This window comes from Streptomyces sp. NPDC000345 (assembly GCF_042898825.1).
Classification (GTDB): Bacteria; Actinomycetota; Actinomycetes; order Streptomycetales; family Streptomycetaceae; genus Streptomyces.
Map to the genome: position 1 here is coordinate 319,704 of NZ_JBIAZE010000003.1, position 25,686 is coordinate 345,389.

Genomic DNA, 25,686 nt, shown 5'->3' on the forward strand with positions numbered 1-25,686 from the left:
CAAGTCCCCTGTGTCCCCTCCGTGTTGCGTCACAATGGTGGGCGCCCGGCGTCGGGGGACGGCCGGGGGAAGGGGCGGACGGATGGCGCGGGTCCAGCAGTCGATGCAGCAGCTGATCGCGCAGCGCAGACGGCAGGGTTTCGTCGGCCGGGGTGCCGAGCGCGCCGCCTTCCGGGAGAACCTGGAACTGCCCCCGGAGGACGAGCGGCACCGCTTCCTGTTCCATGTGCACGGCAACGCGGGCGTCGGAAAGACCTTCCTGGTAAGGGAGTTGGAGCAGCTCGCCCGGGAGCGGGGCGCGCTCACCGCGTATGCCGACGAATCGGTCGGCAGCGTCCCGGAGGCGATGGCGGACCTGGCGGAGCAGTTCGCCCGGCAGGGCCACCGGTTCAAGGAACTGGAGCGGCTGCTGGCCGCCCACCGGGAGCGGCGGCACGAGGCCGCGGCGGTCGTGGAGGCCGGGGCGGAGACGGGTGAGCCGTCGGCCGGGAGCATGGCGGCGGCCCGCGCGACCCTGGTGGTGCTGGGCATGACGCCGGGCGTGGGCCCCTTCGCGGGAGCCCTCGACCCGGCCCAGCTCGCGCAGGGCGCCGACCGGTTGCGGGCGGGGTTGAGCTCCCGCTTCCGCAGCCAGGAGGACCTGCAGCTCGTCCTGGCCCCCGAGCGCGTCCTCACCCCCGTGCTGCTGAGGGAACTCGCCGAGGCCGCGGCCGAAGTCCCCTGGCTGGTCCTGGTCTTCGACACCTACGAGCGGACCGGTCCCGTCCTCGACGGCTGGCTGCACGAGCTGATGACCACCGACCGGCACGGCGGCTCCCTGCCCGCGAACGCGGTCGTCGTCACCGCCGGACAGCTCCCCCTCGCCCCGGCGCGGTGGGGCGGCTTCGCGGACTTCGTCACGGAGGTCCCGCTCGGACCGTTCACCGAGACCGAGGCGCGCGGACTGCTCGCCGGCAAGGGCGTGGTGGCGGAGCCCGTGGTCGAGGAGGTGCTGCGGCTCACCGGCGGCCTGCCCGTGCTGGTGTCGACCCTGGCCGAACAGCGGCCCGCCGACCCGGACGACGTCGGCGATCCCAGCGCCACCGCCGTGGAGCGGTTCCTGAAGTGGGAGCAGGACCCGGTGCGCCGGGCCGCGGCCCTCACCTGCGCGCTGCCCCGGCGGCTGGACCCGGAGGTGTTCCGGACCGCCTCGGACTGCCCCGAGGAGGGCGCCGACGCGCTCTTCGGCTGGCTGCGCGGGCTGCCCTTCGTGGACGACCGCGGCGCCCATGTGCGCTACCACGACCTGGTGCGGGAGCCGATGCTCCGGCTGCAGCGGCGCCGTTCCCCGCGTGCCTGGACCGAGCGTCACGAACGGCTGGCGGCGGCGCTCGCGGGCCGGCGCGAGGAGGCGGCGAGCGGGCTGCGCCCCGACGACGAGTGGGAACACGAACCGTGGCGCGAGCTGCGGCTGGAGGAGACGTACCACCTGCTGTGCGCCCGGCCGCGCGCCGCGCTGCCCGCCGCGCTGCACGACGCCGTCGCGGCCTGCCGGGAGAGCCCGGCCGCGGGCCGCCGCTGGGCCCGGATGCTGGAGGAGGCGGGCGGCGCGGCGGACGCGCCGGCGGTGCGGGACTGGGGCCGGGACCTGCGCGAGGCGCTCGCGGACGACTCCGGCGGGGTGCTCGGCGCGGCGGAGCGGCTCCTGGCCCGCCCCGGCCTCGACGGTCCCGGCCGGGCGGTCGCGCACGCGCTGCGGGGCCGGGAACTGCGCAACGACCACCGGTACGAGGCCGCCCTCGCCGAGTACGACCGGGCGATCACCCTCGATCCCGGCCTGGTCAGGGCCCACTACGGCCGGGGCCTCACCCTTCAGCTGACGGGGGACCTCGCCGCCGCGACGGCGGCCTTCGACCGGGCCGACGCACTGGCCCCCGGCACCGACTGGATCGTCGCCGGGCGTGCCGAGACCCATCGGCTGGCGGGCCGGTTCCAAGAAGCGGTCGCCGACTACGACCGGGCGATCGCCCTCGACCCGGCCCACGACGAGGCGCTGGCCGGCAGAGCGGTGTGCCTGCACGCCCTGGGGCGGTACGACGAGGCGCTCGCGGACTTCGACCGCGCGGTGAGCCTGGACGGGGACAGCCTGTGGCCGCTCGTGCGCCGGGCCCGGCTGCGGCGCGCCCGTCAGGAGTGGGACGAGGCGTTCGCCGACCTGGACCGGGCGGCGGGTCTCGCGCCCGACTCCGCGTGGGTCGCGTCGGAGCGCGGTGACGCCTACCGGCTGGCGGGCCGGTACGAGGAGGCCGTCGCCGAACTCGGCCGGGCCCTCTCCCTCGATCCGGAGTACGCCTCCGCGCTGGCGAGCCGTGGCGCGAGCCACCTCGGACTGGACCGGGCCGAGGCCGCCGCCGCCGATCTGGACCGCGCCGTCGAGCTGTCCCCCGACTACACCTGGGCGCTGGTCGAGCGGGCCGAGGCGCGCCGCCGGCTGGGCGACACGGAGGGCATGTTCGAGGACCTCCGGCGGGCGGAGGCGGTGGGCCCGAAGGACGGCTGGGCCGCCGCCGAACTGGGGGAGGCCTACCGGGTCGCGGGCCGTCACGAGGAGGCGGTCGCCGCCCTGCGGCGCGCGCTGGAGCAGGACCCCGACTACGACTACGCGCTGGCCTCCCTGGGTGCCGCCCACCACGCCCTGAACGACCGCGCGCAGGCCCTGCGGTGTCTGGACCGCGCCCTGTCGCTCACCCCCGACTACCCGTGGGCGCTCGCCCGGCGCGCGCAGGTCGGTCTGGCCACCGGGCGGGCCGGGCAGGCGCTGGCCGACCTGGACCGCTGCGTCGCCCTCGGCCAGGAGACGGACTGGGCGCGCCGTACGGCCCTGGAGCTGCTGACGCGGTGCGGACGGTGGGAGGAGGCGGCCGCCCGGCTGGCCGAGGCGGACCGGGCGGGGACGGCCGACGGCGAACTCGACTTCACCCGCACCGAGCTGCACTGGCGGACCGGGCGGTGGACCGAGGCCCGGCGCACCGCCGAACGGCTCCGGGAGACGGACCCCCTCAACGGCGTGTACCTGCTGGCCCTGACCGCGGGCCGGGCCGAGGGGCTGCGCGCCGCCGAACCCCTGTGGCGGGAGTTCGCGCGCCTGATGCCCGAGGACGGCAGGCTGGTGCCCGGGGAACTGGCCCTGGCGCGATGCGTGGTCGGCTGTGCCCTCGGGGACTGGGCCGGGGCCGACCGGGCGCTGGCCGAGGTCCTGGCCACGGACCAGGACTGGGACGACCTGGCCGACATCGGCAGCGCCCTCACCGAGCTGCTGCACAGTCCCGGCGCCGACCGCGCCCGCCTGGCACCCCGCCTGGCGGAGGTCACCGCGGCCCGCGACGCCGTCCGGGCCCGCTACGCGCCCGAACCGGAGTGAGAGACCTCCACCGCGCCTCCACGATCGCCTCTCTGCCCGGTGAGCCCGTTCGATTACAGTGACGAACGTCGTACGTACGGACGGTGCCCGGGAGGACTTGGTGAGTACGACATCAGGCGCCGTCTGGGGCCGCGCCGAGCAGCAGGACTTCCGCAGCCGGGTGCGCGGCACGCTGCTGGGCGCCGCCGTCGGCGACACGCTCGGGGCGCCCGTCGACGGACTCGGGATCGAGGAGATCCGGCAGGTCCACGGCCCGGAGGGGGTCGCCGACCTCGCCCCCGCCTACGGCCGGCGCGGTGCCGTCACCCACCACACCCAGCTCACCCTGTTCACCGTGGACGGGCTCATCCGCGCCCAGGTGCGGCGCGACACCGGCGCCTGGCATCCGCCGACCGATCTGCACCGGGCGTATCTGCGCTGGGCCGCCACCCAGCGCGACTGGGGCCCCGACCTGCGCCGCAAGGACGACGGCTGGCTGGCCCGGGAGGAGTGGCTGTACGTCCGCCGGGATCCGACCCGGGCCCTGCTCATGGGGCTCGGCGACGAGCGGATGGGGACGCTGGACTCGCCCAAGAACCCGGAGGCCGGCGGCCCCGAGCCCGTCGCCCGCTCGGCGCCCTTCGGGCTGCTCGTCGGCTGGGAGCCGCAGCTCGTCGCCCAGCTCGCCGTCGAGTGCGCGGCCCAGACCCACGGCCACCCGGCGGCGTACCTCTCGGCGGCCGCGTACGCGATCACCGTGCACGGGCTGGCCCGGGGCGAGAGTCTCGACGGGGCGGTACAGCGAACGCTCGCGCTGCTGGCCGCGCGGCCGGGGCACGAGCCCGTCTCGGCCGCCCTGCAGCACGCCCTGGGCGCCGTACGGCAGGGGCTGCCGGGGCCGGGGAGAGTGGAGGAGCTGGTGGGGGAGGGTGCGGCGCCGGGCGTCCTGTCCGGCGCCGTGTACTGCGCGCTGGTCGCGGAGGACGTCAGACACGGGCTGCGCCTCGCGGTGAACCACGGCGGCCCCTCCGCCCCGACCGGCGCCCTCACCGGCGGACTGCTCGGCGCCCTGCACGGCGAAACGGCCCTCCCGCCGGCCTGGCTGGCCGAGCTGGAGGGCCGTCCCACGATCCTGGAACTGGCGGACGACTTCGCCATGGAGATGACCCAGGGCCCGGCCCTCCACAACCCGTCCGGAGCGTCCCCGGGCTGGCTGGCCCGGTATCCGCGCGGCGCCTGATCCCCGGCGGGAGCCGCGGGGGCGACCCCGGTGCCCGGTGGTCAGTCCTTCGCGGGAGCGGGTACGGCGTCCCGCGGCGCCGGGACGGCGGCCGCCGCGCCCGAGGAGTCGTCGTCCGTGTTGATCTTCTCGATGAGGGCGAGCCGTTCCGGGGTGTCCTCCGGCTTGAGGAAGCCGATGAGGATGTAGAGGACCAGGGACACGGCGAGCGGGATGGAGACCTGGTACTGGAGCGGGACGCCGCCGTCGACGTTCCAGTTGACGGGGTAGTTGACCAGCCAGAAGGCCAGCAGGCCCATGGACCAGCTCACCAGGGCCGCGGTCGGGCCGGAGCGGCGGAACGGGCGGAGCAGGCCCAGCATCATCGGGATCGCCATCGGGCCCATCAGACCGGCCACCCACTTGATGACGACCGTGATGATGTCCTTGAAGGTGGGGGAGTTGACCTGCGTCGCCGCCGCCATGGACAGCCCGAGGAAGACCACGGTCGTGATCCGGGCGACCCGCAGCCCCTGCCCCTGGCTCCAGCTCCGCGCCCGGCGCCACACCACCGGGGCGCAGTCCCGGGTGAACACGGCCGCGATCGCGTTGGCGTCGGAGGAGCACATGGCCATGGTGTGCGAGAAGAAACCGACGATGACCAGGCCCAGCAGGCCGTGCGGCAGCAGCTGTTCGGTCATCAGGCCGTAGGAGTCGGAGCCGTCCGGCTTCTGCGCCTCGACCAGCAGCGGCGACATCCACATGGGGAAGAACAGGACGACCGGCCACACCAGCCACAGCACCGCCGACAGCCGCGCCGACCGCTCGGCCTCCTTCGCGCTCGCCGTGGCCATGTAGCGCTGGGCCTGGTTGAGCATGCCGCCGTTGTACTCGAAGAGCTTGATGAAGAGGAAGGCCAGGAGGAAGACCGTGCCGTAGGGCCCCACCAGCGCCTTGTCGTGGCCCTGGAGCGCGGGTTCGTCCCAGGCGCCGAAGAAGCCGATGCCCTTGTCGTCCAGTTTCAGGACCACCGCGACGAACATCGCGATGCCGGCGAGCAACTGGATGACGAACTGGCCGAGTTCGGTGAGCGCGTCCGCCCACAGGCCGCCGATCGTGCAGTAGACGGCGGTGATCGCGCCGGTGATGAGAATGCCCTGGTTCAGCGACACACCCGTGAACACCGACAACAGGGTCGCGATGGCGGCCCACTTGGCGCCCACGTCCACGATCTTCAGCAGCATCCCGGACCAGGCGAGCGCCTGCTGGGTCTTCAGGTCGTAGCGGTTCTTCAGGTACTCCAGCGGGGAAGCGACATGGAGCCGCGACCGCAGCCGGTTGATGCGCGGCGCGAACAGCTTGGAGCCGATCGCGATGCCGAGGGCGATGGGGAAGGACCAGGTGAAGAAGGAGGTGACGCCGTAGGTGTAGGCGATGCCCGCGTACCCGGTGAACATCACCGCGCTGTAGCCCGACATGTGGTGCGAGATGCCGGACAGCCACCAGGGCATCTTGCCGCCCGCGGTGAAGAAGTCACTGACGTCGTCCACCCGCTTGTGCGACCAGACGCCGATCGCGACCATCACGCCGAAATAGCCGATGAGCACGGCCCAGTCGAGACCGTTCATGTGCGCCCTCCCAGGGTTCAGCCCGGCGCTCATCGTGGGCGCTGCCGCGTGAACACGACAAGCAACCGTAAGGTCAAAGGGAGGTAAAAGTATTCGGTATGGTGGCCTGCGTTCACCTACATGAACTCACTCCGCTCGTCTCACCGCATCAGTTCCCCGGCGTTGACCAGCAACGACTGCCCCGTGATGGCCCGCGCCCGGTCCGACGCCAGGAACACCGCGGCGTCGGCGACGTCCCCGTCCGTGGCGAGCTCCGGCAGGGCCGTCCGGCCGGTGAGCCGGCCGAGGACCTCCTCCTCGGGGACACCCTCCGCCTGGGCGGTGAACTGGACGTACGCCCGCACTGGCGGCCCCCACATCCAGCCCGGCAGCACGGTGTTGACCCGGATCCGGTGCGGGCCGAGCTCCCGGGCCAGCGAGTACATCGCGCTGGTCAGCGCCCCCTTCGAGGCCGCGTACGCCGCCTGGCGCACCTGGGACGGGGCCGCCACCGCCGACTGCGTCCCGATGAAGACCACCGAGCCGCCCCGCGCCTTCAGCCCGCCGAGGCACGCCCGGGTCATCCGCAGCGTCCCCAGCAGGTTCACGTCGATGACCGACTGCCAGGTCGTGAAGTCGGCGTCCTCGAGCCCGCCGAAACAGGAGTCCCAGGCGGCGACCTGCACCATCGCGTCGATCCCGCCGAACCGCTCCAGCGCCAGGCCGGCCAGGGCCGCGCACTGCTCCTCGTCGGTGATGTCGGTCGCCCGCCAGGCGGTGTGCGACCCGTCGGGGTCGATCTCGGCCGCGCTCTTGGCGAGGTTCGCCTCGGTGCGGGCGCCCAGCACGGCGTTCCCGCCGTCCCGGACGACCGCCGCGGCGACCTGGTGACCGAGCCCGGCACCGACTCCCGAGACGACGACGGTCCTGCCGGCGAGCAGTGACATCGGGACCTCCCTGACCCTGGCGCATTATCTGACGGAGCGTCAGAGTATGGTCCGGTCACCGAGGAAGGGGAAGACGCGTGAGCGAGGAGACCCGCAGCGAGACATACGCCGAACTGGCCGCCGTAGGACCGTACGGGGTCCGCCCCGGCCACGCCCTGATCACCCTGGTCGAACCGCATCCGGGCCACGAGTACGCCTACAACCGCTGGTACGAGGACGACCACTACTACGCCGGCGCGATGGCCATGCCCTGGATGTATGCCGGACGCAGATGGGTCGCCACCCGTGATCTGCAACTGCTGCGCCACCCCGAGAAGTCGGCGGTCGCCCAGCCCGTCACCGCCGGCTGCTACCTCTCCACGTACTGGATCACCGACGGACGCTACGACGACCACATGAGGTGGACGGTCGCGATCAACAAGCGCCTCAACCGGGACGCCCGGGTCTACCAGGACCGCACCCATGTCTTCACCGCGTTCCAGGACCACGAGGCGACGGTCTACCGGGACGGGGCGGCGGGGCCGAGGGACCACCACGCCCTCGACCACCCCTACGCGGGCCTCGTGCTGGAGGTCATCGACACCGACACCCCCGAACAGCGCACCCGGCTCCTGGAGTGGCTGCGCACCCGCCACCTCCCCCGTCGCCTCGCCGGCTCCCCGGCCGCCCTGGTCACCGTCTTCCGCCCGACCCCTCTCCCCGGCGACCGCATGACCTACGTCAAGCAGGTCGAGGGCGTCGACACCCGGCTGACCCTGCTGTGGTTCCTGGAGACGGACCCGAGGGAGTGCTGGCAGACCCATTTCGCGGATCTGGGAGAAGCGGTCGCGCAAGCGGGCCCGGGCCGGGTGGAGCTGGTGGCCCCGTTCATCCCGACGGTGCCGGGCACGGACCGGTACGTGGACCGGCTGCGCTGATCAGGGCTGCTTCAGTTCGTCCGGGCACGGGGTGCCGCGGGGCAGCTGGTAGGGGGCCGCCAGCCGGTAGGTGCCGGCCTTCGGGGCGAGCAGGACCGTCCACTTGTCGCCCTGCGGGTCCTCCTCCGTCTCGTAGAGGCAGCCGTTGGGGTTGGTGTACGACTTTGGCTCGCCCTCGGCGCGGTCCTTGGAGGCCTCCGTCTCCTGGGGGGCCCGCAGGCTCCTGCCCTCCGCGTCGACGACGCTCAGCCACGGCGAGTACGGGATGCGGATCGTGATCCGGCCCGCCTTCTTCACGTCGATCGTCATCTCGCCCTGCTCGGCGCGCTCCACGACCGCGTGCGGCTCGGCGAGCGGCGCCGGGTCGGTGACCCGGAACAGCTGCCAGTTGGCGTCGCCCCAGATCTGCTCCAGATACGGCAGCCCGCGCTGCACCAGCTCCCGCTCGCGTTCACCGCCGTCGCCGTCCAGCGCGTCCCTGGGGACGACGACGAAGTGCACGGCCCACCGCTGGAGCCACTCGTGGTAGTTCGCCGAGTTGAGCGTGTCGTCGTAGAAGAGGGGGTTGCGCTCCATGTCGGCCTGGCGGTTCCAGCCGCGGGCCAGGTTGACGTACGGCGCGAGCGCGGAGGCCTCACGGTGGGAGCGGGCCGGTACGACCTCGACGCGGCCCTTCTCGGCGCCGACCCCCTGGAGTTCGTTGACCAGCGGCGCCAGCTCGCGCGCCCAGGAGGCCGCCGGGGTCGTCCGGATGACGTCGTCGACCGACTTGAAGCCGATCCAGCCGGCGAAGCCGACCGACGCCAGGACGATGACGTACCACTTGCGGCTGCGCGGCACCGCGAACGGCAGCGCGGCCATCAGCACCACACCCGCGAACAGCATCGCCAGACGCGTGATGTTGGACCCGATCTGGGAGCTGATCAGCCACACCAGCAGTACGCCGAGCCCGTACACCGCGGCCGTGATCCGTACGGTCTTCCAGTCGCGCGGGACGACGGCGAACACGACCGCCGAGAACAGCAGCGGCAGGGACGCCGAGCCGAAGGACATCGGCTGGGTGCCGGAGAAGGGGAACAGCCAGGCGGAGACGGCGACGACGGCGGTCGGGGCGAGCCCGAGGGCCCAGGCGCCCGGCCGCCGCTTCTGCAGGAACAGGGCCACGGCCACGATGCCCACGAACAGGCCCGCCACCGGCGAGCCCATCGTGGCGAGCGCGGCGAGCGGGGCGGCGCACAGCGCCTTCGCCCAGCGTTTGTAGCGCCAGCGGTACGGCCAGCAGAACACGACGGCCACGGCGGCCAGCGCGAACATGTTGCCGAGGCCGAAGGTCACGCGGCCGGACGCGGCGTTGCACAGGAGCGCGAAGACACCCGCGAGCGCCGGCCACACCGGGTTCTTCACGGGACGGCAGCGCAGCAGGACGAGGGTGAGGAGGCCGGCCGACAGGGTCCCGGCGATCATCATCGTCGTACGGACGCCGAGGACCGACATCAGATACGGCGACACGACGCTGTACGACACCGGGTGCATACCGCCGTACCAGGCGAGGTTGTACGCGGAGTCGGGGTGACGGCCGACGAACTCGGCCCAGGCGTCCTGCGCCGCGAGGTCGCCGCCGCTGTTCGCGAACGTGAAGAACCAGATGAGGTGGAGGATGCCGGACAGCGCGGTGACGGAGAGGACGAGGTGCCGGCGGAGGAAGCCGCCCAGGGGTGCGAGGCCTTCGAGACGGCCGACGGCGGCTGTCATCGCGCCGGCGCGGGGTCCGGCCGGCGGGACGCGGTCCTGGCCGCCGGGCTCGCGCTCGTGCGGTTCGCGCTCGTGCGGCTCACGGTCGTGCTCGCCCGACTGGGGTGCGGGCACCTTGGTGCGCGGGCCGGTGTCCGGGCCCGGACCGGTGTCGTCGGCGCGTGTCGGCTCCGCAGTGGCCACCTGAAGGCACTCCCCGTGTCCCGTCTTCTGTTCTCGGCCGCGTCCCGTTCGCGTCCGCCGCACGGCAGTGTCCTCGCGACCGGCGACCTGTCCCGTTTCGCGACGCTAGCACGCACCCCGCCGAGCGGCTGCCCGGCGGGGTGGTGAGAGGTACGGACGCGTCCGGCGGTTCAGCCGAGACGCGTCAGCTTGTCCGGGAAGCCCGGCTCGGCCAGGTCGCTCTGCAGGGCGACCGGCACCTCGACCGCACCGCCGGAGGCGTCGCCGACGGTGAGCGTGCCCACCCGGGTGCCCGCCTTCGCCGTGTGCGGGACGTCGTCCGCGGCGAACGACAGCTTCACCGTCAGCCCGGCCCAGCCGACCGCCGGGACGTCCTTGGTGACGACGACCGGGGTGTGGCCGCCGAGCTGGTCGTCGACGTATCCGACGACGTCGCCCTTCTTCAGGATCTTCGCGGAGGTGATCGCGTCCTGGGCGGCGATCAGCGCGGTCTTGCTGACCGCGTTGACCGTGTCGATGATCGGAACCTTGTGCTGGCCGAGGATCGCGCCGACCACGGTGACGGTCTCGCCGCCGGCCTCCTTGGTCGCGGCGAACAGCAGGTTGCCGCCGGCCGCGGTGGTGGAGCCGGTCTTGATCCCGACGGCGTTGTCGTAGGGGACGAGCGTGTTGTAGTTGCGGTGCTTCGTCCCGGACGGGTCGGTCCACTCGGGCAGCTTGGTGATCTCCACCAGGGCGGGGATCTTCACCAGTTCGTTGCCGAGCTTCACCTGGTCGGCGGCGGTGGAGACGGTGGTCTCCTTCAGGCCGGAGGCGTCGGTGTACGTGGTGTTCGTCATCCCGAGCTCCTTGGCGGTCGTGTTCATCTTCTTGATGAACGCCGCCTCGGAGCCCGCGTCCCAGCGGGCCAGCAGCCGGGCGATGTTGTTCGCCGACGGGATCATGATCGCCGAGAGGGCCTGCTTCTCGGTGAGCTTGTCGCCCTCCTTGACGGTGGCCAGCGTCGACTCGCCGTCCTCGTAGTAGCCGCCCTCCTTCTCGGCGAGGGCGTCGACGGTGATGCCCGGGCCCTCCTCGCCGGACTTCAGCGGGTGGTCCTTGAGCACGATGTACGCGGTCATCGCCTTGGCGACGGACCCGATGGCGACGGGCTTCTCCTCGCCGAAGGAGTCCATGGTGCCGATGCCGTTGACGTCCATCGCGCCCTGGCCCTCGCTCGGCCAGGGGAGGGAGGCCTTGCCGCCCTCGAAGGTGTACGAGTCCTTCGCGGTGAGCGTCAGCGAGGTCGCGGGCAGCGGGCGGACGGCCTGCACGACCGCAAAGACGATCACCAGCAGGATGAGCAGCGGGGTCCAGATCTTGACCCGCCGGCCGAGGGTGCGCAGCGGGGTCGGCGGGGGCGGCGGGGTGTTCGTCAGCTCCGCCAGCAGGTCCAGCGGGGGCTTCGGCGGCAGCGGCTGCTGCGTGGTCCGCTCGGGGCCGACCTGGGGCACGAGTGCGGTGACGTCCGCCGCGGCCTTCGGCGGCCGGGGCTCGTCGAGCGGCTTGAGCGCGACGAACCTGCTGGTCCGGTCGGCGGGCGGCGCGGCCTCGGCCGCGGCCTCGTCCGCGTCGGCCTGGGCGCCGGTCCGGTTCCCGGCCGCCTTGTCCGCGGCGGAACCGCCCGCGTCGGCCTTGTCCGTGGCCGTCTTGTCCACGGCCGTCTTGTCCGTGGCGGTCTTGTCCGGGGCGGCCTTGGCGGCTTCCGGCTTGTCCGCGGCCGGCCGTTCGTCCGCCGGCTTGTCCTCGGGTGCCGGCTTGTCCTCGGGCGCAGGCTTGGGCCTGGCCGCGTCGCCCAGCTTCAGCATGGTGGTCGGCTGGTCGACGGTGGGCTTGGGCCGGGGGGCCTTGAAGATGGCGGTGGGCTGGTCGACGGGGGAGGCCGTGGACGCGGGGGGCGCGGGGGAGTCGTCGGTCTCGGCGGCCTCGTCCCGCTTGTCGCGGCCGTCCCCCTTCTCCTCCTTATCCCGCTTCTTGCCTTCCCCGTCCGTCTTCTTGTCCTCGTCGCCGGTCTCGCCCGTGGCGCCCTTGTCGTCCGCGACGTCCGCATCCGCGTCGTCGACGTCGTCCCGGGAGGCCCACTTGGGGGCGGGCTTGGCGGAGGACTCGGCATCTGACGCCTGCTCGGATTCCGGGGCGTCGTCGGCGTCGGCGTCGGCGGAGTCCTTGAGCCGTTCCTCCGCGCCCCCTTCGGTGTCGCCGGCGTCGTCACCGGCCTCCTCGGAAGCCTCGGGGCTCCCGGAGGCGTCCGAGTCGGGCTCGGCGTCCTCTGCGGCCTCGGAGGGGCTCCCGGCGTCCCCGGAGGCGTCGGAGGCCTCAGAGGGGCTCTCAGCGCCTTCCCCGGCACCCTTCGCGCCCTCGGAGCCGCCCCGCCCGTCGGCTGCGTCGGACCCGTCGGCCGCGTCGCCCCCGGCCCCGCCGGCCTTCGGGCTCGCGTCCTCCGGATCCTCGATCTCCAGTTCCCGTACGGAGAACACCCGCGTCGCGGTGTCCACGCCGCCGCCCCGCGGGGCGGATTCCGAAGCCGAGGTCCCGCTGTCCCGGGCCACCGCGACCCGGGGATCACGGGGCTCGCGTGCCTCGGGAACCGTGCCCGCACTCCCCGACGTCGGTTCCGCCGACGACTCGCGCTGCTTCGACCTGTCGGGGGACTCGCCCGCCACCGATGCCTCCTTGTGCCTGTCGAACCGTGAACGCCCGCCCGGGACCCGCCTCAGAGCGTTGTCCGAACCATGTACCAGTGTCCTGTGCAGAGGGCCCGGCTCCTGCGGTAGACGAGAACGACATACCTACTGGTTCCACTACAAACAGGTCACGCACCCTCGACAGACCAATGTGAGAGGGGTCACCCTGTCATTCATCCACGCGGGGAGGCATGGATGGGCAGGAGCCGCAGAACGATTCCGGAAGAGCTTCTTCTGCTGGCGTTGGACCCGACCACGGGTACCACCGCACAGCCGCAGTCGCTCGACCTTGGTCTGGCCGGAGCACAGCTAGTGGAGCTGGCGCTGGCCGGACGGATAGCCCCTGACGGGGATCGTATCGCCGTGGTGTCCCCACGGCCGACAGGAGATCCGACTTTGGACTGCGCGTTGGAGTTGCTGCGAAGGCGTGGCGCTCCCGTACGGGCCGTCCACTGGATCGGCGGGCCGCGTCTCGGGCTCCGCCAGACCTACCTCTCGCATCTGGAGCGGTGCGGCATGGTGCATGCCGTGGCGGGTCAGATGTGCGGGGTGCTGCCGACGACTCGCTACCAGGCGACGGACACCGAGATCAGCCGGGAGATCAGGGCCCGGCTGGACTCCGCGATCCGCACCGGCGTTCCGCCGGACCCGCGGACCGCGGCGCTCGCCGCACTGGCGCACGCGGTCGGCCTCGGCAAGCACCTGTACCCGGGGAACGAGGGACGCTCGTCCCGCTCCCGGTTGCGGGACCTGATCAGGCACGACCCCATGGGCGGTCTCGTCGCGCACGCCGTGATGGACGTCCAGAACGGCGCGGCGGCCCAGCCGCGCCGCGGTCCGGCCACTCCGGCGGGCCGGCAGGCAGGACCGGGTGGCAGGCCCGTACCGGAACCGGCCCGTGGTGTTCCGGCACAGCCGCACCGCGGCCCCATGGCACGTGTCGTGGCGCACTGAGCCGCAGTTCCACGACCCGTCCGCACGCAACTCGCAAGGCCCGTAAGACCCGTTCGGGAGCCGCCGCGGCCCGCGCGGGGTGGTGAAGCCGTGTGTCCGTCGCGACACCCGGTCCGCCGCCCCGCGCGGACGCATGTACGGGGCGCAATCCGGGGGCGCACCGGGCCGGGCGCCGGGATCCGGCGAGGTCCGCGCGCTGCGGTGGGCGGTACCCGAACTGACGTGTACCGGCCGCATATCCACCGTTTTCCAGCGGTACGAAGCACCTTGGTGGCAGTCTGCTGAACAGCAGATACGCAAAGTGTCAACTACAGGCATGCAGCCGGAGGTGCGCGTCCCGTGACGTCCAATGTCAATCCCACGGTCAGGCGACGCCGGTTGGGCCAGGAGCTGCGCCGGCTCCGTGAGGAGAAGGGCATGACGGCCGAACAGGTCGCCGAGCGCCTGCTCGTGTCCCAGTCGAAGATCAGCCGTCTGGAGAACGGCCGGCGCAGCATCAGCCAGCGCGATGTGCGTGATCTGTGCGGAGTCTACGAGGTCGAGGACCAGCGGATGGTCGAATCGCTGATGGAGATGGCGAAGGACTCCCGCCAGCAGGGCTGGTGGCATGCCTTCGGGGACATTCCCTACAGCGTGTACATCGGTCTGGAGACCGACGCGGAGTCGCTGCGGGTGTACGAACCCCAGACCGTCACCGGCCTGTTGCAGACCCGTTCGTACGCCGAGGCCATCATCCGGGGGTCGCTGCCCGAGCGGCCGGAGGCCGAGGTCGACAAGCGGGTGCAGGTGCGTCTGCGGCGGCAGGAACGAATCACCACCGGCGACAGTCCGCTGCGCCTGTGGGTCGTGCTGGACGAGGCCGCCCTGCGCCGGGTCGTCGGCAGCCGGCTGGTGATGCGTGAGCAGCTGGAGCATCTCGCCGAGATGTCGCGGCTGCCGCATGTCACCGTGCAGGTGCTGCCGTTCGAGGTCGGCGCGCACCCCGGTCTCAACGGCCAGTACACGATCCTGGAGTTCGCGGACGCCTCCGACTCGAGCGTGGTGTACATCGAGGGCGTGACGAGCGACCTCTATCTGGAGAAGGCCTACGACGTCCAGCAGTACTCCGTGATGTACGAACACCTGCGGGCGCAGGCGCTGAACGTGGAGCACTCGCGGCGGGTCATCGACGACCTGGCGAAGGAATACGCGCGATGACCTCCCGCGCGCGGTCGCGCATAGTACACCGCTGACACGCTCGACTGGAAGACTCACCTGGAATATGCCATTCGGTCGAGTGAATGGCTCCTCCGGTCAGCGGTGTGGGCGAGTAGCGTCGATCACGCCAACGATCACCGACGTTGGCGCAAAACCGTGACTCGCCAACTGGCTAACGGAGCAACCATGGCAATTCGTCTGGGCGCCACGGACACGTGGACCACGTCCTCCTACACCAACGGCAACGGCGCCTGTGTGATGGTCAGGTCGACCGTCGAAGAGACGCTGGAGCTCGGGGACACCAAGATCCCCGAGGGCCCCAAGCTGGCTTTCGACGCCGGTGTGTGGAACGCCTTCGTGGCGTCGGTGAAGGGGTAGGGGCACGGATTCTTCTGAGCCACGCCCCCGTTACCGGCGGACAACCGCACAGCCACCGACAGAGCCCTCTCGACAAGATCGCCGTCCTTGCCGAGGGGGCTCGGCCCGTACCCCGGCGCGGCCGGGCCTCCGTCAGGCCCGCTTCACCGGGAACGCCACGTCGCACACCGGGTCCTCCGGGCCCGCCGTGTCCCAGTCGGCGAAGTAGATCTCGCGGCACGGGCCGTCGTACTCCCAGCCCTCCCGCTTCATCCATGCCTCCACCGCCTCGAACGCGGCGATGATCTGCGGATGGGCGACCTGTGCCTTGGTGATCCGGGTGTACGCCAGCCTCCGGGCCGGCTCCACCCGCGCCTCGGCCTGCCGCCCCCGCCCCTGCGCGGCCGCCCACGCCCGGGCCGCCGCCTCGTCGGCGACGGGCACGCACGACTCGGCCGGTCCGTCGCTGTCCATGGAGACCTCGGCGTGGTACACCACGAACGGCGCGCCGGTGCTGCCGCCGCACTCCCCGGCCGCCGCCTCCAGGCGGCCCAGCGAGGCCGGGATCCAGGCCGGCAGCTCGTCCGCGAGGGTGTGCCGGGTCTCGGTGACGACCACCCGCGCGGGCACCTCGGCCATGGCGATCTCGAACTTCTCGTACATCTCGGAGCTCCTCCCCGACAGCCGTCCACGGAGGTACGCGGCGAGCGTGCGCTGGGCGGCGAACCGGGCCTCGACCTCGCCCCAGTAGGCGGCGAGCCGGTCCCCGGCCTCGGCGCCCACCGGGATGCCGACGATCTCGGCGATCCGCGCGAGCGGCATGTCGAGCTGCCGCAGCATCGCCACCAGCCGGGCGCGGTCCACCTGGGCGGCCCGGTAGTAGCGGTAGCCGCTGACCTCGTCGACGTGCGCCGGGGCCAGCAGGCCCAGCCGGTCGTAGAGCCGCAGCGCCTTGGCCGACAGACGGGCCCGTGCGGCGAACACACCGATGGTGAGCAGCTCGTCGTCGTTGCGTACGTTCACCTGGCCGACCTCCGTCGCCGGGCGGCCTTCTCCGCCCGGCGACGAGGAGACTCCGCCTTGCCCCGGGGGCAAGGTCAAGCGGTCCGGCCGAGCTGCGCCTCGATCGCGGAGACGACCTCGGCCGCCTCCGGCTCGGTCTGCGGGGAGAAGCGGGCGACGACGGTCCCGTCGCGGCCGACGAGGAACTTCTCGAAGTTCCAGCGGATGTCGCCCGCGTGGCCCTCCGCGTCCGCGAAGCCGACGAGGCGCTCGTACAGGGGGTGCCGGCCCTCCCCGTTCACCTCGGCCTTCTCGGTCAGCGGGAAGGTCACGCCGTACGTCGCCGAGCAGAACTCCGCGATCTCCTCGGCGGTACCGGGCTCCTGTCCGAGGAACTGGTTGCAGGGCACCCCGAGCACGGTGAAGCCCTGGGCGGCATACCGCTCCTGGAGCCGCTCCAGGCCCGTGTACTGCGGGGTCAGCCCGCACTTGGAGGCCACGTTCACGATCAGCACCACCTGGCCCGCGTACTGCGACAGCTCCGCGGAGCCGCCCTTGAGAGCGGCGATCTCGACGTCGAGGGGGGAGGAGGACACGGCATCAGTAGTCATGCGTGGATGCTAGCGCCGGGGCAGGCGACGTTTGCCCGTCAAGGAGCGGCGTCCGGTGCGTGCTCCCGGCGTACCGGCCGGAAGCTCTCGTACTGGATGTAGTCGGGCTTTCGGCCGGTGCGGCGAGAGGGCGTGCCGGGCGTCGCGACGGGGCGAACGTCGCCTGCCGCGGCGCTAAGCCCTGTCCGGCCCCACCCGTCGGCCCGGGGCAGGCGACGGGAAGGGCCGCACCACCCCCGGCCCCGGCGGCTGAACCGAACCGGTCCCGGGATCGGAAGCGCCCACCAGCACCTCCCCCGCGCCCGTCCGCGAGTACAGCACCGACCGCCCCGCCCGCCGCCGCTCCACCAGCCCCGCGTCCCGCAGCACCCGCAGATGCCGGCCCACCGAACCCAGCCGCTGCCCGGTCAGGGCGACCAGCTGGGTCGTGCTCAGGGGCCCCTGGCCGAGCAGCACCAGGACCGACGCCCGCGCCGGGCCCAGCAGGGCGCCGAGGGCCGCCGGCGCGGCCCGCTCCCGGTCGTCCCCGGCCAGCGCCCCCGCGCACGGGTACACGACGGCGTACCGCTCCCGCCCCTCCCACGACACCCACCCCGCCGTCGGGGTGACGGGCACGAGGACCAGTTCGGCGCCGGAGATCTCGCGGGGCGGGTATTCATGCGCGTTGACCTGGAACCGGTTCTCCCCGAGCCACCGCGTCCCCGGCCGGAGAGAGTCCAGCACCGCCGCCCAGCCTCCCCTGCCGACCTGCGCGGTCCGCGCGACGACATCGGCCTCCAGCACATGCCGCCGGCGCTCCCAGGACGGCCGTACCGCCGTCTCCCACACGTACTCCAGCAGCGCGGCCGCCCGCTCGGGCAGGTCGTCGCGGTCCAGGGCGGCGGGCAGCGGGCCGGCGAGGGACATCCGCAGATGCGCGCGGGCGTCCGCCGGGTCCGCCGCCCGCACCCGGGCCACGCCCTGCTCGAAGGTCTCCCCGGCGTGCGGGGTCGGAGTGAGGAAGTCGGCGATCCAGCTCCGCCCCAGCCCGGCGCGGACCAGCAGCGCGGTCACCGGATCGGCCGCCAACCCGGCCCGGTAGCCGGGCAGATGGGCCCGCAGCCAGGCGTGCTCGCCGGGATGCGCCCCGGCACCCGCGTGCAGCAGCTTCAGGCTCGCGAAGGTCTCGGCGAGCGGCGACAGCACGAACCGGCTGCGGGCGAGGGTGTCCGCGTTGACCTGCCACCAGCCCACGACAACTCCTCCCGCGCGCACGAGGTTTCGCGTGTCCGCGAAACAATGATGACCCGTCGCGGGGCCGCCGGAGACTCCAGCCATGACCGGCTACCGACAGCTCCTGCGCACCACCGAGTTCACCCCTCTGTTCCTTTCCTCCGCCGCCCACACCGCCGCGTCGACGGTGAGCGGGCTCGCCCTCGCCACCCTCGTCTACCGCGCCACCGGCTCCCCGCTGCTCTCCGCCGTGAGCATGTTCGGGCCGTCACTGGCCCAGGTGCTGGGCGCGACCGTGCTGCTCTCGGGCGCCGACCGGCTGCCCCCGAGGGCGACCCTGGCCGGCCTGTCCCTCGCCTTCGCCGTCACCACCACCGTGCTGGCCCTGCCCGGGCTGCCGGTGTACGGCGTCCTCGCCGTGGTCCTCCTCCAGGGCCTGATCGACTCGCTCGGCGGGGGCGTCCGCTGGGGGCTGCTGAACGAGATCCTGAGCCCCGGCAGCTATCTGCCGGGGCGTTCGCTCTTCAACGTCATGCACGGGCTCCTCCAGGTCACGGGGTACGCCACCGGAGGCGTCCTGATCACCGCCCTGGGCCCGCGCCCCGTGCTGCTGCTCGCCGCCCTGCTCTACGCCGGCGCCGCCCTGCTCGCCCGCCTCGGCCTGACCGCCCGCCCGCCGCGCGCGGCGGGCCGCCCCTCGGCCGCGGCCACCTGGCGCACCAACGCCGTGCTGTGGTCCTCCCGTCCCCGCCGTCTCACCTATCTCGGCCTGTGGGTGCCCAACGGCCTGGTCGTGGGCTGCGAGGCCCTGTTCGTGCCGTACACGCCCGGATCGGCGGGCACGCTGTTCGCGTGCGCGGCGCTGGGGATGCTGGCCGGTGACGTGACCGTGGGCCGCCTGCTCCCGCCGGCCGTACGGGCCCGGGCGGCGACTCCTCTGCTGCTGCTCCTGGCCGTCCCGTACCTCTTCTTCGCCCTGCGCCCCGCTCTTCCCCTCGCCGCCGCCTGCGCGGCCCTCGCCTCCGTCGGCTTCGGCGCCAGCCTGGTCCAGCAGGAACGCCTGATGTCCCTCACCCCCGCCGAACTCAGCGGACACGCCCTGGGGTTGCACTCCGCCGGGATGCTCACCCTCCAGGGGACGGCCGCGGCGCTGGCGGGCGGAATGGCCCAACTCACCTCTCCGGGCGCCGCGATGACGGTGATGGCGCTGACGTCGGCCGCGGTGACGGTGGCGCTGGCGGTGGCGGCCCGGGCGGGCTCCGGCGGCACCCGGAAGGGGCGGGGCGAACCAGGCGACCGGTCCGGCCGCCGCGCACGGTCGAGTGCGGATCGCGGCACGCCGAGCGGGGTGCTCAGGCTCCGCTCTCCGGGCCGGTGAACACCTCGGGCGCCTTGTCGCCGAGGACCACGCGGGCGAGGAGCGCGGCCAGGCGGTCGCGCCCGTCCGCGACGGGAGGGTCTCGATACGACCGCTCGCGTCGCCATGGAACTCCCGGGCGAGCCGGCTGTCCTTCTCGGTGAGCCCGGCCCGCACGGCCCGCCCGTCGCGCGGACCGGCACGGTCAGGCGGGTTCGACCGCGGAGACGGGAGTGACGGTCACCGTGTCGTCGCACTCCGCGAACACCCCGTCGTCCAGGGCGACTTGGTACGCACCCGAACCCGGCAGCCCCACGACCGTCGTCGGGTACGTGACCGGGTCGGCGCCCGACGCGCAGTAGCCGTCGCCCTCTCCCTGGACCTGTACGAACGTCAGCTTCACCCAGGCCTTCCCGCCCGGCGCCACCGTCACCGGCGTGGCCGTACCGCTGGGCGTCACCTTCAGGGGGCGGTTGTGCTCCGGGGACCCGTTGCCCGCGCCCGCGACCGTCGGGTGGCCCCGAAGGACGCAGGAGGCACCGGAGGTGTTGGTGAACGCCACGACCGCCGCTCCGGTCCCGGTGCCGTCCGGCCGCTCGGCGGCCTGCCGGGCCGCGGCCTCCAGACTGCCGGCGGAACAGGCGGGCGCACCCCCCGAGGCCGGAGCCGGGCCGGCCGGGTCCGCCCCCACGTCACCGGGCTCGCACCCCGTCACCACCAGCGCGGCCGAGACCGCGAGCACCACCGACGCCGTCCTGTGGATGCCGTACCGCATATCGTCCCCCGAGGCCGCTCCGGCGGGACCGGCCCTCGCCGGCCCCCACCGGCGCAGACGGACGGGCGGGGACGCCGGGTTCTACCGGGTGACGTCCTGTGACGGACCGGTGACGAAACGTACGTGGAGATGGCCGTCGAGCGGATAGGCGGGCGGCGCGGCGGGCAGGGCGCGGTCGAAGGCGTAGCCCGCCTTCCCGGCCACCCGGCACGACGCCTCGTTGTCGGCCTGGTGGAGGAGTTCCAGGCGGTTCAGCCCGGCCCCGGCGAAGGTGTCGAACGCCCAGTGGGTGAGCGCCTCAAGGGCACGCGGTGCCACGCCCCTCCCGCGCGCGTGGGCCGCGGTCCAGTACCCCACCTCGGCACGCGGCTCGCCGGGCGCTACGTCCTTGAGGACGATGTGGCCCGCCAGCCGCCCGTGCTCCGGCCCCGGCCCTGTCTCCAGGACGGCGAAGGCGAACCGCTCGCCGGCCTCCCAGTCCGCCCGCTGCCCGGCCAGCCACCGCGCCACGCCGGGCTCGTCGGTCGCGGGCACGCTGCCCCAGCGGCGCAGGACGGGATCCCGGAACGCCTCGACGAGTTCCGCGACGTCCGTCGGCCGCCAGGGGCGCAGGGTGAGAGCGGGAGCGCCGGGCGTCGCGTCGGCCCGGAGCACGACCGTGGTGGGGGGCATCCGCCGATCGTACGCGGCGCAGGCGACCCGGCCGTCAGGCGAGCAGCCTGCGCTTCTGTTCCTCGAACTCCGCGTCGGTCAGGACGCCTTGGGACTTGAGCTCGCCGAGCTGCTTGAGCTGGTCGATCTTGCTGCTCATGTCGTCGGCGAGGGGCGTGGTCTGCGGAGGCGGCTGGTAGGCCTGGGGTTCCTGGGCGGGCTGCTGGTAGGCCGGAGCGGCCTCCTGGGCGGCCCAGCGGCCCTGTTGGCGGCGTGACACTCGGTTGGAGACCGCGGTCGCCGTTCCCGCGACCACCGCGGTGCGGGCGACACCGCGAAGAAGACCTGGCATGGCGATCTCCTTTCACCCGGACGGTACCTCCATTGGAGCACGGTTCCCGCTGATCTGCCGGGGACCGCAATTCGTGGCAGGCTGGGAATGCGTTTTTGCCCCGGGTCGAAGGAGCTCGAAATGGCTACGCAACGCACAGGAATGTCGCAGGGCACCGCGCGCGGTGGAATGGCCGTATCCGGCTGGACTCTGTTCGCCGCGATCATGATGGTGTTCGGCGGCGTCATGGCGATATTCGAGGGAATAGCCGCCATAGCCGAGGACGACGTGTTCGTCACCACCAGGAATTTCAGTTTCCAGTGGAGCCTCACCGGTTGGGGCTGGCTGCACCTCGTGCTCGGCATCGTGGTGACGCTGGCGGGCATCGCGCTGTTCAGCGGCGCCATGTGGGCGCGTGTCGTCGGTATCGCCCTGGCGGGACTGTCCATGATCGCCAACTTCGCGTGGCTGCCCTGGTACCCGTTCTGGGCCATCATGCTGATCGTCATCGACGGCTTCGTGATGTGGGCGCTGTGCGTCGGACCCAGCAGGGACGCCAGAGCCTGAGGCACGGCATTGCGTCGTTCGGCCCCGGCCGTCACCCGCACGGGCAGCCGGGGCACGCGTCGCCGGGCCGGCGTGTCCCCGCGGTGTTTTCCTTGAGGGTGGACTTTCCCCGGCCGGCGGGGGCGCACCCGTAGGGAGACATCGATGGCGACCAGCAGCGGCATTCCGGATGTTCAGCCGGTCGCCCCGATCCCCTTTCCCCTCCTGAGAGGCCAGAAAGCCCTCGTCACCGGCGCCAATTCCGGTATCGGCAGGGCGACCGCCGTCGCACTCGGGCGGGTCGGCGCCGACGTCGTGGTGAACTACGTCGCCGGCCGGGACGCCGCCGAGGACGTGGTCCGCGAGATCGAGGGGTTCGGGGTCCGGGCGTACGCGCACGAGGCGGACGTCTCCCAGGAGGACCAGGTCGTCGACATGGTCGCCCGGATGGTCGAGGAGTTCGGGACCATCGACGTGATGGTGGCCAACGCGGGCCTGCAACGGGACGCGGCCATCACGGACATGACGCTGGACCAGTGGCACAAGGTGCTGGACGTCAACCTCACCGGCCAGTTCCTGTGCGCGCGCGAGGCCACCAAGGAGTTGAAGTCGTCCTCCTCGGTCAGCAGCAGGACCCCGGTGAGGCCCTCCAGTTCGGCGCCGGCCCCGGTGGCCGCCGCGAACAGTTCCCCCGGGGCGAGGTCGAGGCCGGAGGCGGTGATCCTCTCCCGGCAGCAGGATCAGCGCAGGGACGCGCAGCCGGCTCGCCAGCACCTGCGAGCCCACCGCCAGGACGACGATCAGGGCCAGGCCGGTGAACACCTGGTCGGTCGTCACCGCGGCTGCGCCCTGGGGGATTCAGCCGACTGGGCCCGCCCCGGATGACGCGGACGGCGGGTCACGGCAGCCTGGGCTGAAGAGGCCTCAGGCTTCTCGCCTGACACACAGGACCCGCAGGACCCGCAGGACCCGCAGAACCCGCAGGACCCGCAGAATCCGTTGACCTCCCGCACAGACGAGGACTCGCCGCCATGATCTGTCGTAGCCGCGCCGGCCGGCGGGCCGGAGCCGTCGTTCTCGTGCTCGCCGCCGCGGGCTGTACGGAGCACAACGCCATGGGCACGATCGAGTACACCACCCCGGCCAAGCGGGTGGTGAAGATCCAGAGCCCGTCCGACGAGGACTGCCACCAGATGCCGGGCGGCGCCCACCAGGTGACCAACTACACGGTCAGCGACATCCGGCTCTACGCCAACGACGACTGCGTGCTGACCAAGGCCGGCGACGACCAGAGCGGCCGGACCGGCGGCGAGAGCTTCTACCTCGGGACGCAGATGTCCGTCGAGTTCACACCCGGCCAGACCCCCTGGCGCAGCTACTCCGTCGTGGGCGGTGGCGGCTGAGCCCCGGGCCGGCATTCCGCTCAGGTAGCTGCCTCGGCCGCTTCGAGGGAGGCGAGGATCGCCTGCACGGGCAGGCGCCCGGAGGCGACCAGCTGCGCGCCGCCGTGCCGCAGGGCGGTGGCGAAGGGCGCCGCCCACAGGTTCTCGTAGACCAGCAGTCCGGCGGAGCTGCCGGGTTCGACGGCCGCGGCGGCCTCCTCCAGGTCGTCCTGGCCCAGCAGACCGGAGTGGGCGCCCTCGAAGACGGCGAGGTCGAGCCCGCCGTCCCCGGTGAGGTCGGCGATCTCCAGGGCGGTGACCGAGCCGTCCTCTTCCTTCCTGATGAACATCAGGTCCAGGATGCGGATGATGCCGCGGTCCACCAGATCGACCAGCAGCGGAAAACCCTCGCCCGTCATACGGTTGCCGGGGAACTCCACCACCACGTAGTCGATGGGTCCCATCTCGTCGAATTGCTCGCTCACGGTGGTCACCTCTGGTGCTCGCGGGCCCCCGACTGCCATTGCAACACCGGACCCGGGCCGTCGCACCCGGTGCGCACGTCACCCCACCGGCCCTCCCCGGCTCGCACGGCGGTCCGCGCCGGGATCCCCTCGAAGACATGACAGTCAGCGACGGACCCCCACCCGGCCGGCCGCGGGACGGTGAGCTGGAGGAACTGCGGCGCAGGATCAGCGAGTTGGAGGGCTCCCGGCACGAGCCGAAGCACCGGCTGCGGGCACTCGGCTCCTGCCTGCTGATCATTCTGGCGTCCGTGCTGGCCCTGCTCGCCGTGGTCGCGGTCTGGGCGAACAGCATCGTCCGGGACACCGACCGTTACGTCGCCACCGTGGCGCCGCTGGCCTCCGACCCCGCCGTCCAGCAGGCCGTGACCACCCGGGTCACCGACGCCGTGCTCCAGCAGATCGACGTGGAGGGCCTGGTCGCGGAGCTGAGCGACGCGGCGAAACAGCAGGGCGTGCCGCCCAGGATCGCGAGCCTCGTCGGCGACCTGGACGGTCCGATCACCAGCGGTCTGAAGGAGCTGGTGAGCGGCACCGTGATGCGCGTGGTCTCCAGCGCCGCCTTCGAGAAGGTCTGGGAGAACGCCAACCGCCGGGCCCACGACGCCGTGGACAAGGCCCTGACGGGCAGCTCCGACAGTGTCGTGACGCTGAAGGACGATGAGGTCGCCATCGACGTCGCGCCCATCGTGGCCGAGGTGAAGCAACGGCTGGTCGACTCGGGACTGACGGTGGCGTCGAAGATCCCGGACGTCCACACGGACTTCGTCGTGGTGCAGGGCAAGGACGTCGGCAAGATCAAGTCGTATGTGCGGGTGCTGGAGATCGTCGGCAACTGGCTGCCCGTCATCGCGGTGCTGATCGCCGCCGGGGGCGTGTTCCTGGCGTCCCATCGCCGGCGGGCGCTGATCGGGGCCGCGATCGGGGTGTTCCTCGCCATGGTCCTCCTCGGCGTGACCCTCACCGTCTTCCGCGCGGTGTATCTGGACCATCTGCCCGCGGGCACCAACGAGGACGCCGCGGGCGCCGTCTACGACGCGCTGGTGCGGTTCCTGCGCTCCAGCGTGCGGGCGGTCGGGGCGCTGGCCGTCGTGACGGCCCTCGGCGCGTTCTTCGTCGGTCCCTCCCGGGGCGCCGTCCTCACCCGTCACTTCTTCGGCAGGGGCATCGGCGCGGGGCGGGACGTGGCCGTCTCGGCGGGTCTGCGGCTCGGCCCGGTGGGCCGGTTCGTGCACCGCTTCAAGACGTGGATCGGGGCGGCGATCCTGGTGGTGGCCGTGATCGTCCTGTTCACCTGGAGCTATCCGACCATGGCGGTCGTGTTCTGGACGGCCGTGATCGTGCTGGCCGCCTTCGGCGTCCGCGAGTTCCTCGACACCGACCCCGCCGACCGCCCGGCACACTGAGCACACGGGCGGGGGCCAGGGTCACGGTGCGGGGCCAGGGCCAGGGCCACGGGCGGGGCCGGTATTCCGGTCGCCGCGACGGCGCCTGCTCGGCGGGGCCGGGTTTCCCCGGCCGCGCTGGTGGGCGCTCCGCGGGCCGACCCCCGGCGGTCGGTGGGGCCGCTTTCCGGTTCCGCACTGGTGGCCGCTCGGCGGGCGGGCTCCTGGTGGTCGGTGGGCTGCTTGGCTGGGCCGGCTTCCGGTCGCCGTAACGGCGCCTGCTCGGCGGGGCCGGGTTTCCCCGGCCGCGCTGGTGGCCGCTCGGCGGGCCGACCCCCGGCGGTCGGTGGGGCCGCTTTCCGGTTGCCGCAGCGGTGGCTGCTCGGCGGGGCCGCTTTCCGGTTCCGCACTGGTGGCTGCCCGGCGGCCGGCTCCTGGCGGTCGGTGGGCCGGCTCTGCCAGCCGGCCCAGTGCGGACGGCGGGCCGCTCTGCGAGGCCGGCCTCTGGGCGTCGTACCCGCGGCCGCTCTGCGAGGCCGCCTTTCCGCTCGCCGTACGGGTGGTCGCTCCGCACGGCGCTCGGCGCGCCGGCGCCAGGGGTCCGAGGGCGGACCGGCGCCGCCGCCCCGGGCGCCCTGGACCCGCTCCGGCGGACCGTGTGGCGGTCGCCGTACG

General features: G+C 72.9%; 22 protein-coding genes. 11 read left to right on the top strand and 11 right to left on the bottom strand.

The features are described 5' to 3' along the window. Positions 1-82 precede the first annotated feature (82 nt). The gene (locus tag ACFY30_RS08955) at positions 83-3,400 is read left to right on the top strand and encodes a tetratricopeptide repeat protein (RefSeq protein WP_390844472.1); all 3,318 of its coding nucleotides are present in this window, start codon (positions 83-85) and stop codon (positions 3,398-3,400) included. 100 nt (positions 3,401-3,500) lie between these two features. Beyond that, entirely contained in the window at positions 3,501-4,619 is a 1,119-nt protein-coding gene (locus ACFY30_RS08960; RefSeq protein WP_390660333.1) for an ADP-ribosylglycohydrolase family protein, read from the top strand. 41 nt (positions 4,620-4,660) lie between these two features. Here ACFY30_RS08960 and ACFY30_RS08965 read toward each other — a convergent pair whose 3' ends face one another. Together ACFY30_RS08965 and ACFY30_RS08970 are read right to left on the bottom strand one after the other, a co-directional pair. Continuing rightward, positions 4,661-6,226, bottom strand: coding sequence for a sodium:solute symporter family protein (locus ACFY30_RS08965; protein WP_390844473.1), 1,566 nt, complete (start codon positions 6,224-6,226; stop codon positions 4,661-4,663). 140 nt (positions 6,227-6,366) lie between these two features. Further along, entirely contained in the window at positions 6,367-7,152 is a 786-nt protein-coding gene (locus ACFY30_RS08970; RefSeq protein WP_390844474.1) for an SDR family oxidoreductase, read from the bottom strand. 77 nt (positions 7,153-7,229) lie between these two features. On the opposite strand from ACFY30_RS08970, the gene ACFY30_RS08975 reads away from it, so the two are divergent. Further along, positions 7,230-8,069, top strand: coding sequence for a hypothetical protein (locus ACFY30_RS08975; protein WP_390844475.1), 840 nt, complete (start codon positions 7,230-7,232; stop codon positions 8,067-8,069). Here the strand turns inward: ACFY30_RS08975 and ACFY30_RS08980 are convergent, their stop codons facing one another. Together ACFY30_RS08980 and ACFY30_RS08985 are read right to left on the bottom strand one after the other, a co-directional pair. Continuing rightward, positions 8,070-10,004, bottom strand: a complete 1,935-nt coding sequence (locus ACFY30_RS08980) for an MFS transporter (RefSeq protein WP_390844476.1) — start codon at positions 10,002-10,004, stop codon at positions 8,070-8,072. It lies immediately after the preceding gene. A gap of 170 nt (positions 10,005-10,174) precedes the next feature. Beyond that, on the bottom strand, positions 10,175-12,706 hold the full coding sequence (locus ACFY30_RS08985; RefSeq protein ID WP_390844477.1) for a D-alanyl-D-alanine carboxypeptidase: 2,532 nt from the start codon (positions 12,704-12,706) through the stop codon (positions 10,175-10,177). A 216-nt stretch (positions 12,707-12,922) separates the two neighbouring features. Between ACFY30_RS08985 and ACFY30_RS08990 the strand changes: the two genes are divergently transcribed. The 3 genes from ACFY30_RS08990 to ACFY30_RS09000 all read left to right on the top strand — a co-directional run bounded on the left by ACFY30_RS08990 (position 12,923) and on the right by ACFY30_RS09000 (position 15,256). After that, on the top strand, positions 12,923-13,681 hold the full coding sequence (locus tag ACFY30_RS08990) for a GPP34 family phosphoprotein (protein ID WP_390844478.1): 759 nt from the start codon (positions 12,923-12,925) through the stop codon (positions 13,679-13,681). Between the two features lie 339 nt (positions 13,682-14,020). Then, the gene (locus ACFY30_RS08995) at positions 14,021-14,878 is read left to right on the top strand and encodes a helix-turn-helix domain-containing protein (RefSeq protein ID WP_390660326.1); all 858 of its coding nucleotides are present in this window, start codon (positions 14,021-14,023) and stop codon (positions 14,876-14,878) included. A gap of 186 nt (positions 14,879-15,064) precedes the next feature. Next, positions 15,065-15,256 (top strand): DUF397 domain-containing protein, encoded by a 192-nt coding sequence (locus ACFY30_RS09000; protein ID WP_390660325.1) that lies wholly within the window; start codon positions 15,065-15,067, stop codon positions 15,254-15,256. Between the two features lie 132 nt (positions 15,257-15,388). On the opposite strand, the gene ACFY30_RS09005 is transcribed toward ACFY30_RS09000, so the two are convergent. From ACFY30_RS09005 to ACFY30_RS09015, 3 genes are all read right to left on the bottom strand, one after another. Further along, positions 15,389-16,258 (bottom strand): MerR family transcriptional regulator, encoded by an 870-nt coding sequence (locus ACFY30_RS09005; RefSeq protein ID WP_390844479.1) that lies wholly within the window; start codon positions 16,256-16,258, stop codon positions 15,389-15,391. A 74-nt stretch (positions 16,259-16,332) separates the two neighbouring features. Beyond that, positions 16,333-16,848 carry a glutathione peroxidase gene (locus tag ACFY30_RS09010; protein ID WP_390844480.1) on the bottom strand — a complete coding sequence of 172 codons (516 nt, stop codon included), beginning with the start codon at positions 16,846-16,848 and terminating at the stop codon, positions 16,333-16,335. Positions 16,849-17,022: 174 nt separating this feature from the next. Beyond that, the gene (locus ACFY30_RS09015) at positions 17,023-18,081 is read right to left on the bottom strand and encodes an ArsR family transcriptional regulator (protein ID WP_390844481.1); all 1,059 of its coding nucleotides are present in this window, start codon (positions 18,079-18,081) and stop codon (positions 17,023-17,025) included. 82 nt (positions 18,082-18,163) lie between these two features. Here ACFY30_RS09015 and ACFY30_RS09020 point away from each other — a divergent pair, with 82 nt between their 5' ends. Further along, a complete protein-coding gene (locus ACFY30_RS09020; protein WP_390844482.1) occupies positions 18,164-19,438 on the top strand; it encodes an MFS transporter in 1,275 nt (424 codons plus the stop codon). A 184-nt stretch (positions 19,439-19,622) separates the two neighbouring features. Here ACFY30_RS09020 and ACFY30_RS09025 read toward each other — a convergent pair whose 3' ends face one another. The 3 genes from ACFY30_RS09025 to ACFY30_RS09035 form a co-directional block, all read right to left on the bottom strand. Then, positions 19,623-20,192 (bottom strand): DUF4232 domain-containing protein, encoded by a 570-nt coding sequence (locus ACFY30_RS09025; RefSeq protein WP_390844483.1) that lies wholly within the window; start codon positions 20,190-20,192, stop codon positions 19,623-19,625. A gap of 81 nt (positions 20,193-20,273) precedes the next feature. Then, the gene (locus ACFY30_RS09030; protein WP_390844484.1) at positions 20,274-20,864 is read right to left on the bottom strand and encodes a GNAT family N-acetyltransferase; all 591 of its coding nucleotides are present in this window, start codon (positions 20,862-20,864) and stop codon (positions 20,274-20,276) included. A gap of 34 nt (positions 20,865-20,898) precedes the next feature. Beyond that, positions 20,899-21,195, bottom strand: a complete 297-nt coding sequence (locus ACFY30_RS09035) for an SHOCT domain-containing protein (protein WP_390844485.1) — start codon at positions 21,193-21,195, stop codon at positions 20,899-20,901. Between the two features lie 120 nt (positions 21,196-21,315). Here ACFY30_RS09035 and ACFY30_RS09040 point away from each other — a divergent pair, with 120 nt between their 5' ends. From ACFY30_RS09040 to ACFY30_RS09050, 3 genes are all read left to right on the top strand, one after another. Next, positions 21,316-21,741, top strand: a complete 426-nt coding sequence (locus ACFY30_RS09040) for a hypothetical protein (protein ID WP_390844486.1) — start codon at positions 21,316-21,318, stop codon at positions 21,739-21,741. Between the two features lie 144 nt (positions 21,742-21,885). Next, the gene (locus ACFY30_RS09045) at positions 21,886-22,605 is read left to right on the top strand and encodes an SDR family NAD(P)-dependent oxidoreductase (protein WP_390844487.1); all 720 of its coding nucleotides are present in this window, start codon (positions 21,886-21,888) and stop codon (positions 22,603-22,605) included. Positions 22,606-22,751: 146 nt separating this feature from the next. Further along, positions 22,752-23,123 carry a hypothetical protein gene (locus tag ACFY30_RS09050; protein WP_390844489.1) on the top strand — a complete coding sequence of 124 codons (372 nt, stop codon included), beginning with the start codon at positions 22,752-22,754 and terminating at the stop codon, positions 23,121-23,123. Between the two features lie 20 nt (positions 23,124-23,143). Here ACFY30_RS09050 and ACFY30_RS09055 read toward each other — a convergent pair whose 3' ends face one another. Next, positions 23,144-23,566, bottom strand: a complete 423-nt coding sequence (locus ACFY30_RS09055; RefSeq protein WP_390844730.1) for a DUF6325 family protein — start codon at positions 23,564-23,566, stop codon at positions 23,144-23,146. A 158-nt stretch (positions 23,567-23,724) separates the two neighbouring features. Here ACFY30_RS09055 and ACFY30_RS09060 point away from each other — a divergent pair, with 158 nt between their 5' ends. After that, positions 23,725-25,032: a hypothetical protein gene (locus tag ACFY30_RS09060; RefSeq protein WP_390844490.1), complete on the top strand. Its 1,308-nt coding sequence runs from the start codon at positions 23,725-23,727 to the stop codon at positions 25,030-25,032. The last annotated feature ends 654 nt before the right edge of the window (positions 25,033-25,686 follow it).

Coding starts and splice junctions, on each gene's coding strand:
- ACFY30_RS08955 (WP_390844472.1), top strand. CDS start 83: ATGGCGCGGGTCCAGCAGTCGATGCAGCAGCTGATCGCGCAGCGCAGA.
- ACFY30_RS09010 (WP_390844480.1), bottom strand. CDS start 16,848: ATGACTACTGATGCCGTGTCCTCCTCCCCCCTCGACGTCGAGATCGCC.
- ACFY30_RS08965 (WP_390844473.1), bottom strand. CDS start 6,226: ATGAACGGTCTCGACTGGGCCGTGCTCATCGGCTATTTCGGCGTGATG.
- ACFY30_RS09025 (WP_390844483.1), bottom strand. CDS start 20,192: ATGCGGTACGGCATCCACAGGACGGCGTCGGTGGTGCTCGCGGTCTCG.
- ACFY30_RS09045 (WP_390844487.1), top strand. CDS start 21,886: ATGGCGACCAGCAGCGGCATTCCGGATGTTCAGCCGGTCGCCCCGATC.
- ACFY30_RS09020 (WP_390844482.1), top strand. CDS start 18,164: ATGACCGGCTACCGACAGCTCCTGCGCACCACCGAGTTCACCCCTCTG.
- ACFY30_RS09060 (WP_390844490.1), top strand. CDS start 23,725: ATGACAGTCAGCGACGGACCCCCACCCGGCCGGCCGCGGGACGGTGAG.
- ACFY30_RS09050 (WP_390844489.1), top strand. CDS start 22,752: ATGATCTGTCGTAGCCGCGCCGGCCGGCGGGCCGGAGCCGTCGTTCTC.
- ACFY30_RS09000 (WP_390660325.1), top strand. CDS start 15,065: ATGGCAATTCGTCTGGGCGCCACGGACACGTGGACCACGTCCTCCTAC.
- ACFY30_RS08970 (WP_390844474.1), bottom strand. CDS start 7,152: ATGTCACTGCTCGCCGGCAGGACCGTCGTCGTCTCGGGAGTCGGTGCC.
- ACFY30_RS09035 (WP_390844485.1), bottom strand. CDS start 21,195: ATGCCAGGTCTTCTTCGCGGTGTCGCCCGCACCGCGGTGGTCGCGGGA.
- ACFY30_RS08990 (WP_390844478.1), top strand. CDS start 12,923: ATGGGCAGGAGCCGCAGAACGATTCCGGAAGAGCTTCTTCTGCTGGCG.
- ACFY30_RS09040 (WP_390844486.1), top strand. CDS start 21,316: ATGGCTACGCAACGCACAGGAATGTCGCAGGGCACCGCGCGCGGTGGA.
- ACFY30_RS09030 (WP_390844484.1), bottom strand. CDS start 20,864: ATGCCCCCCACCACGGTCGTGCTCCGGGCCGACGCGACGCCCGGCGCT.
- ACFY30_RS09055 (WP_390844730.1), bottom strand. CDS start 23,566: ATGGGACCCATCGACTACGTGGTGGTGGAGTTCCCCGGCAACCGTATG.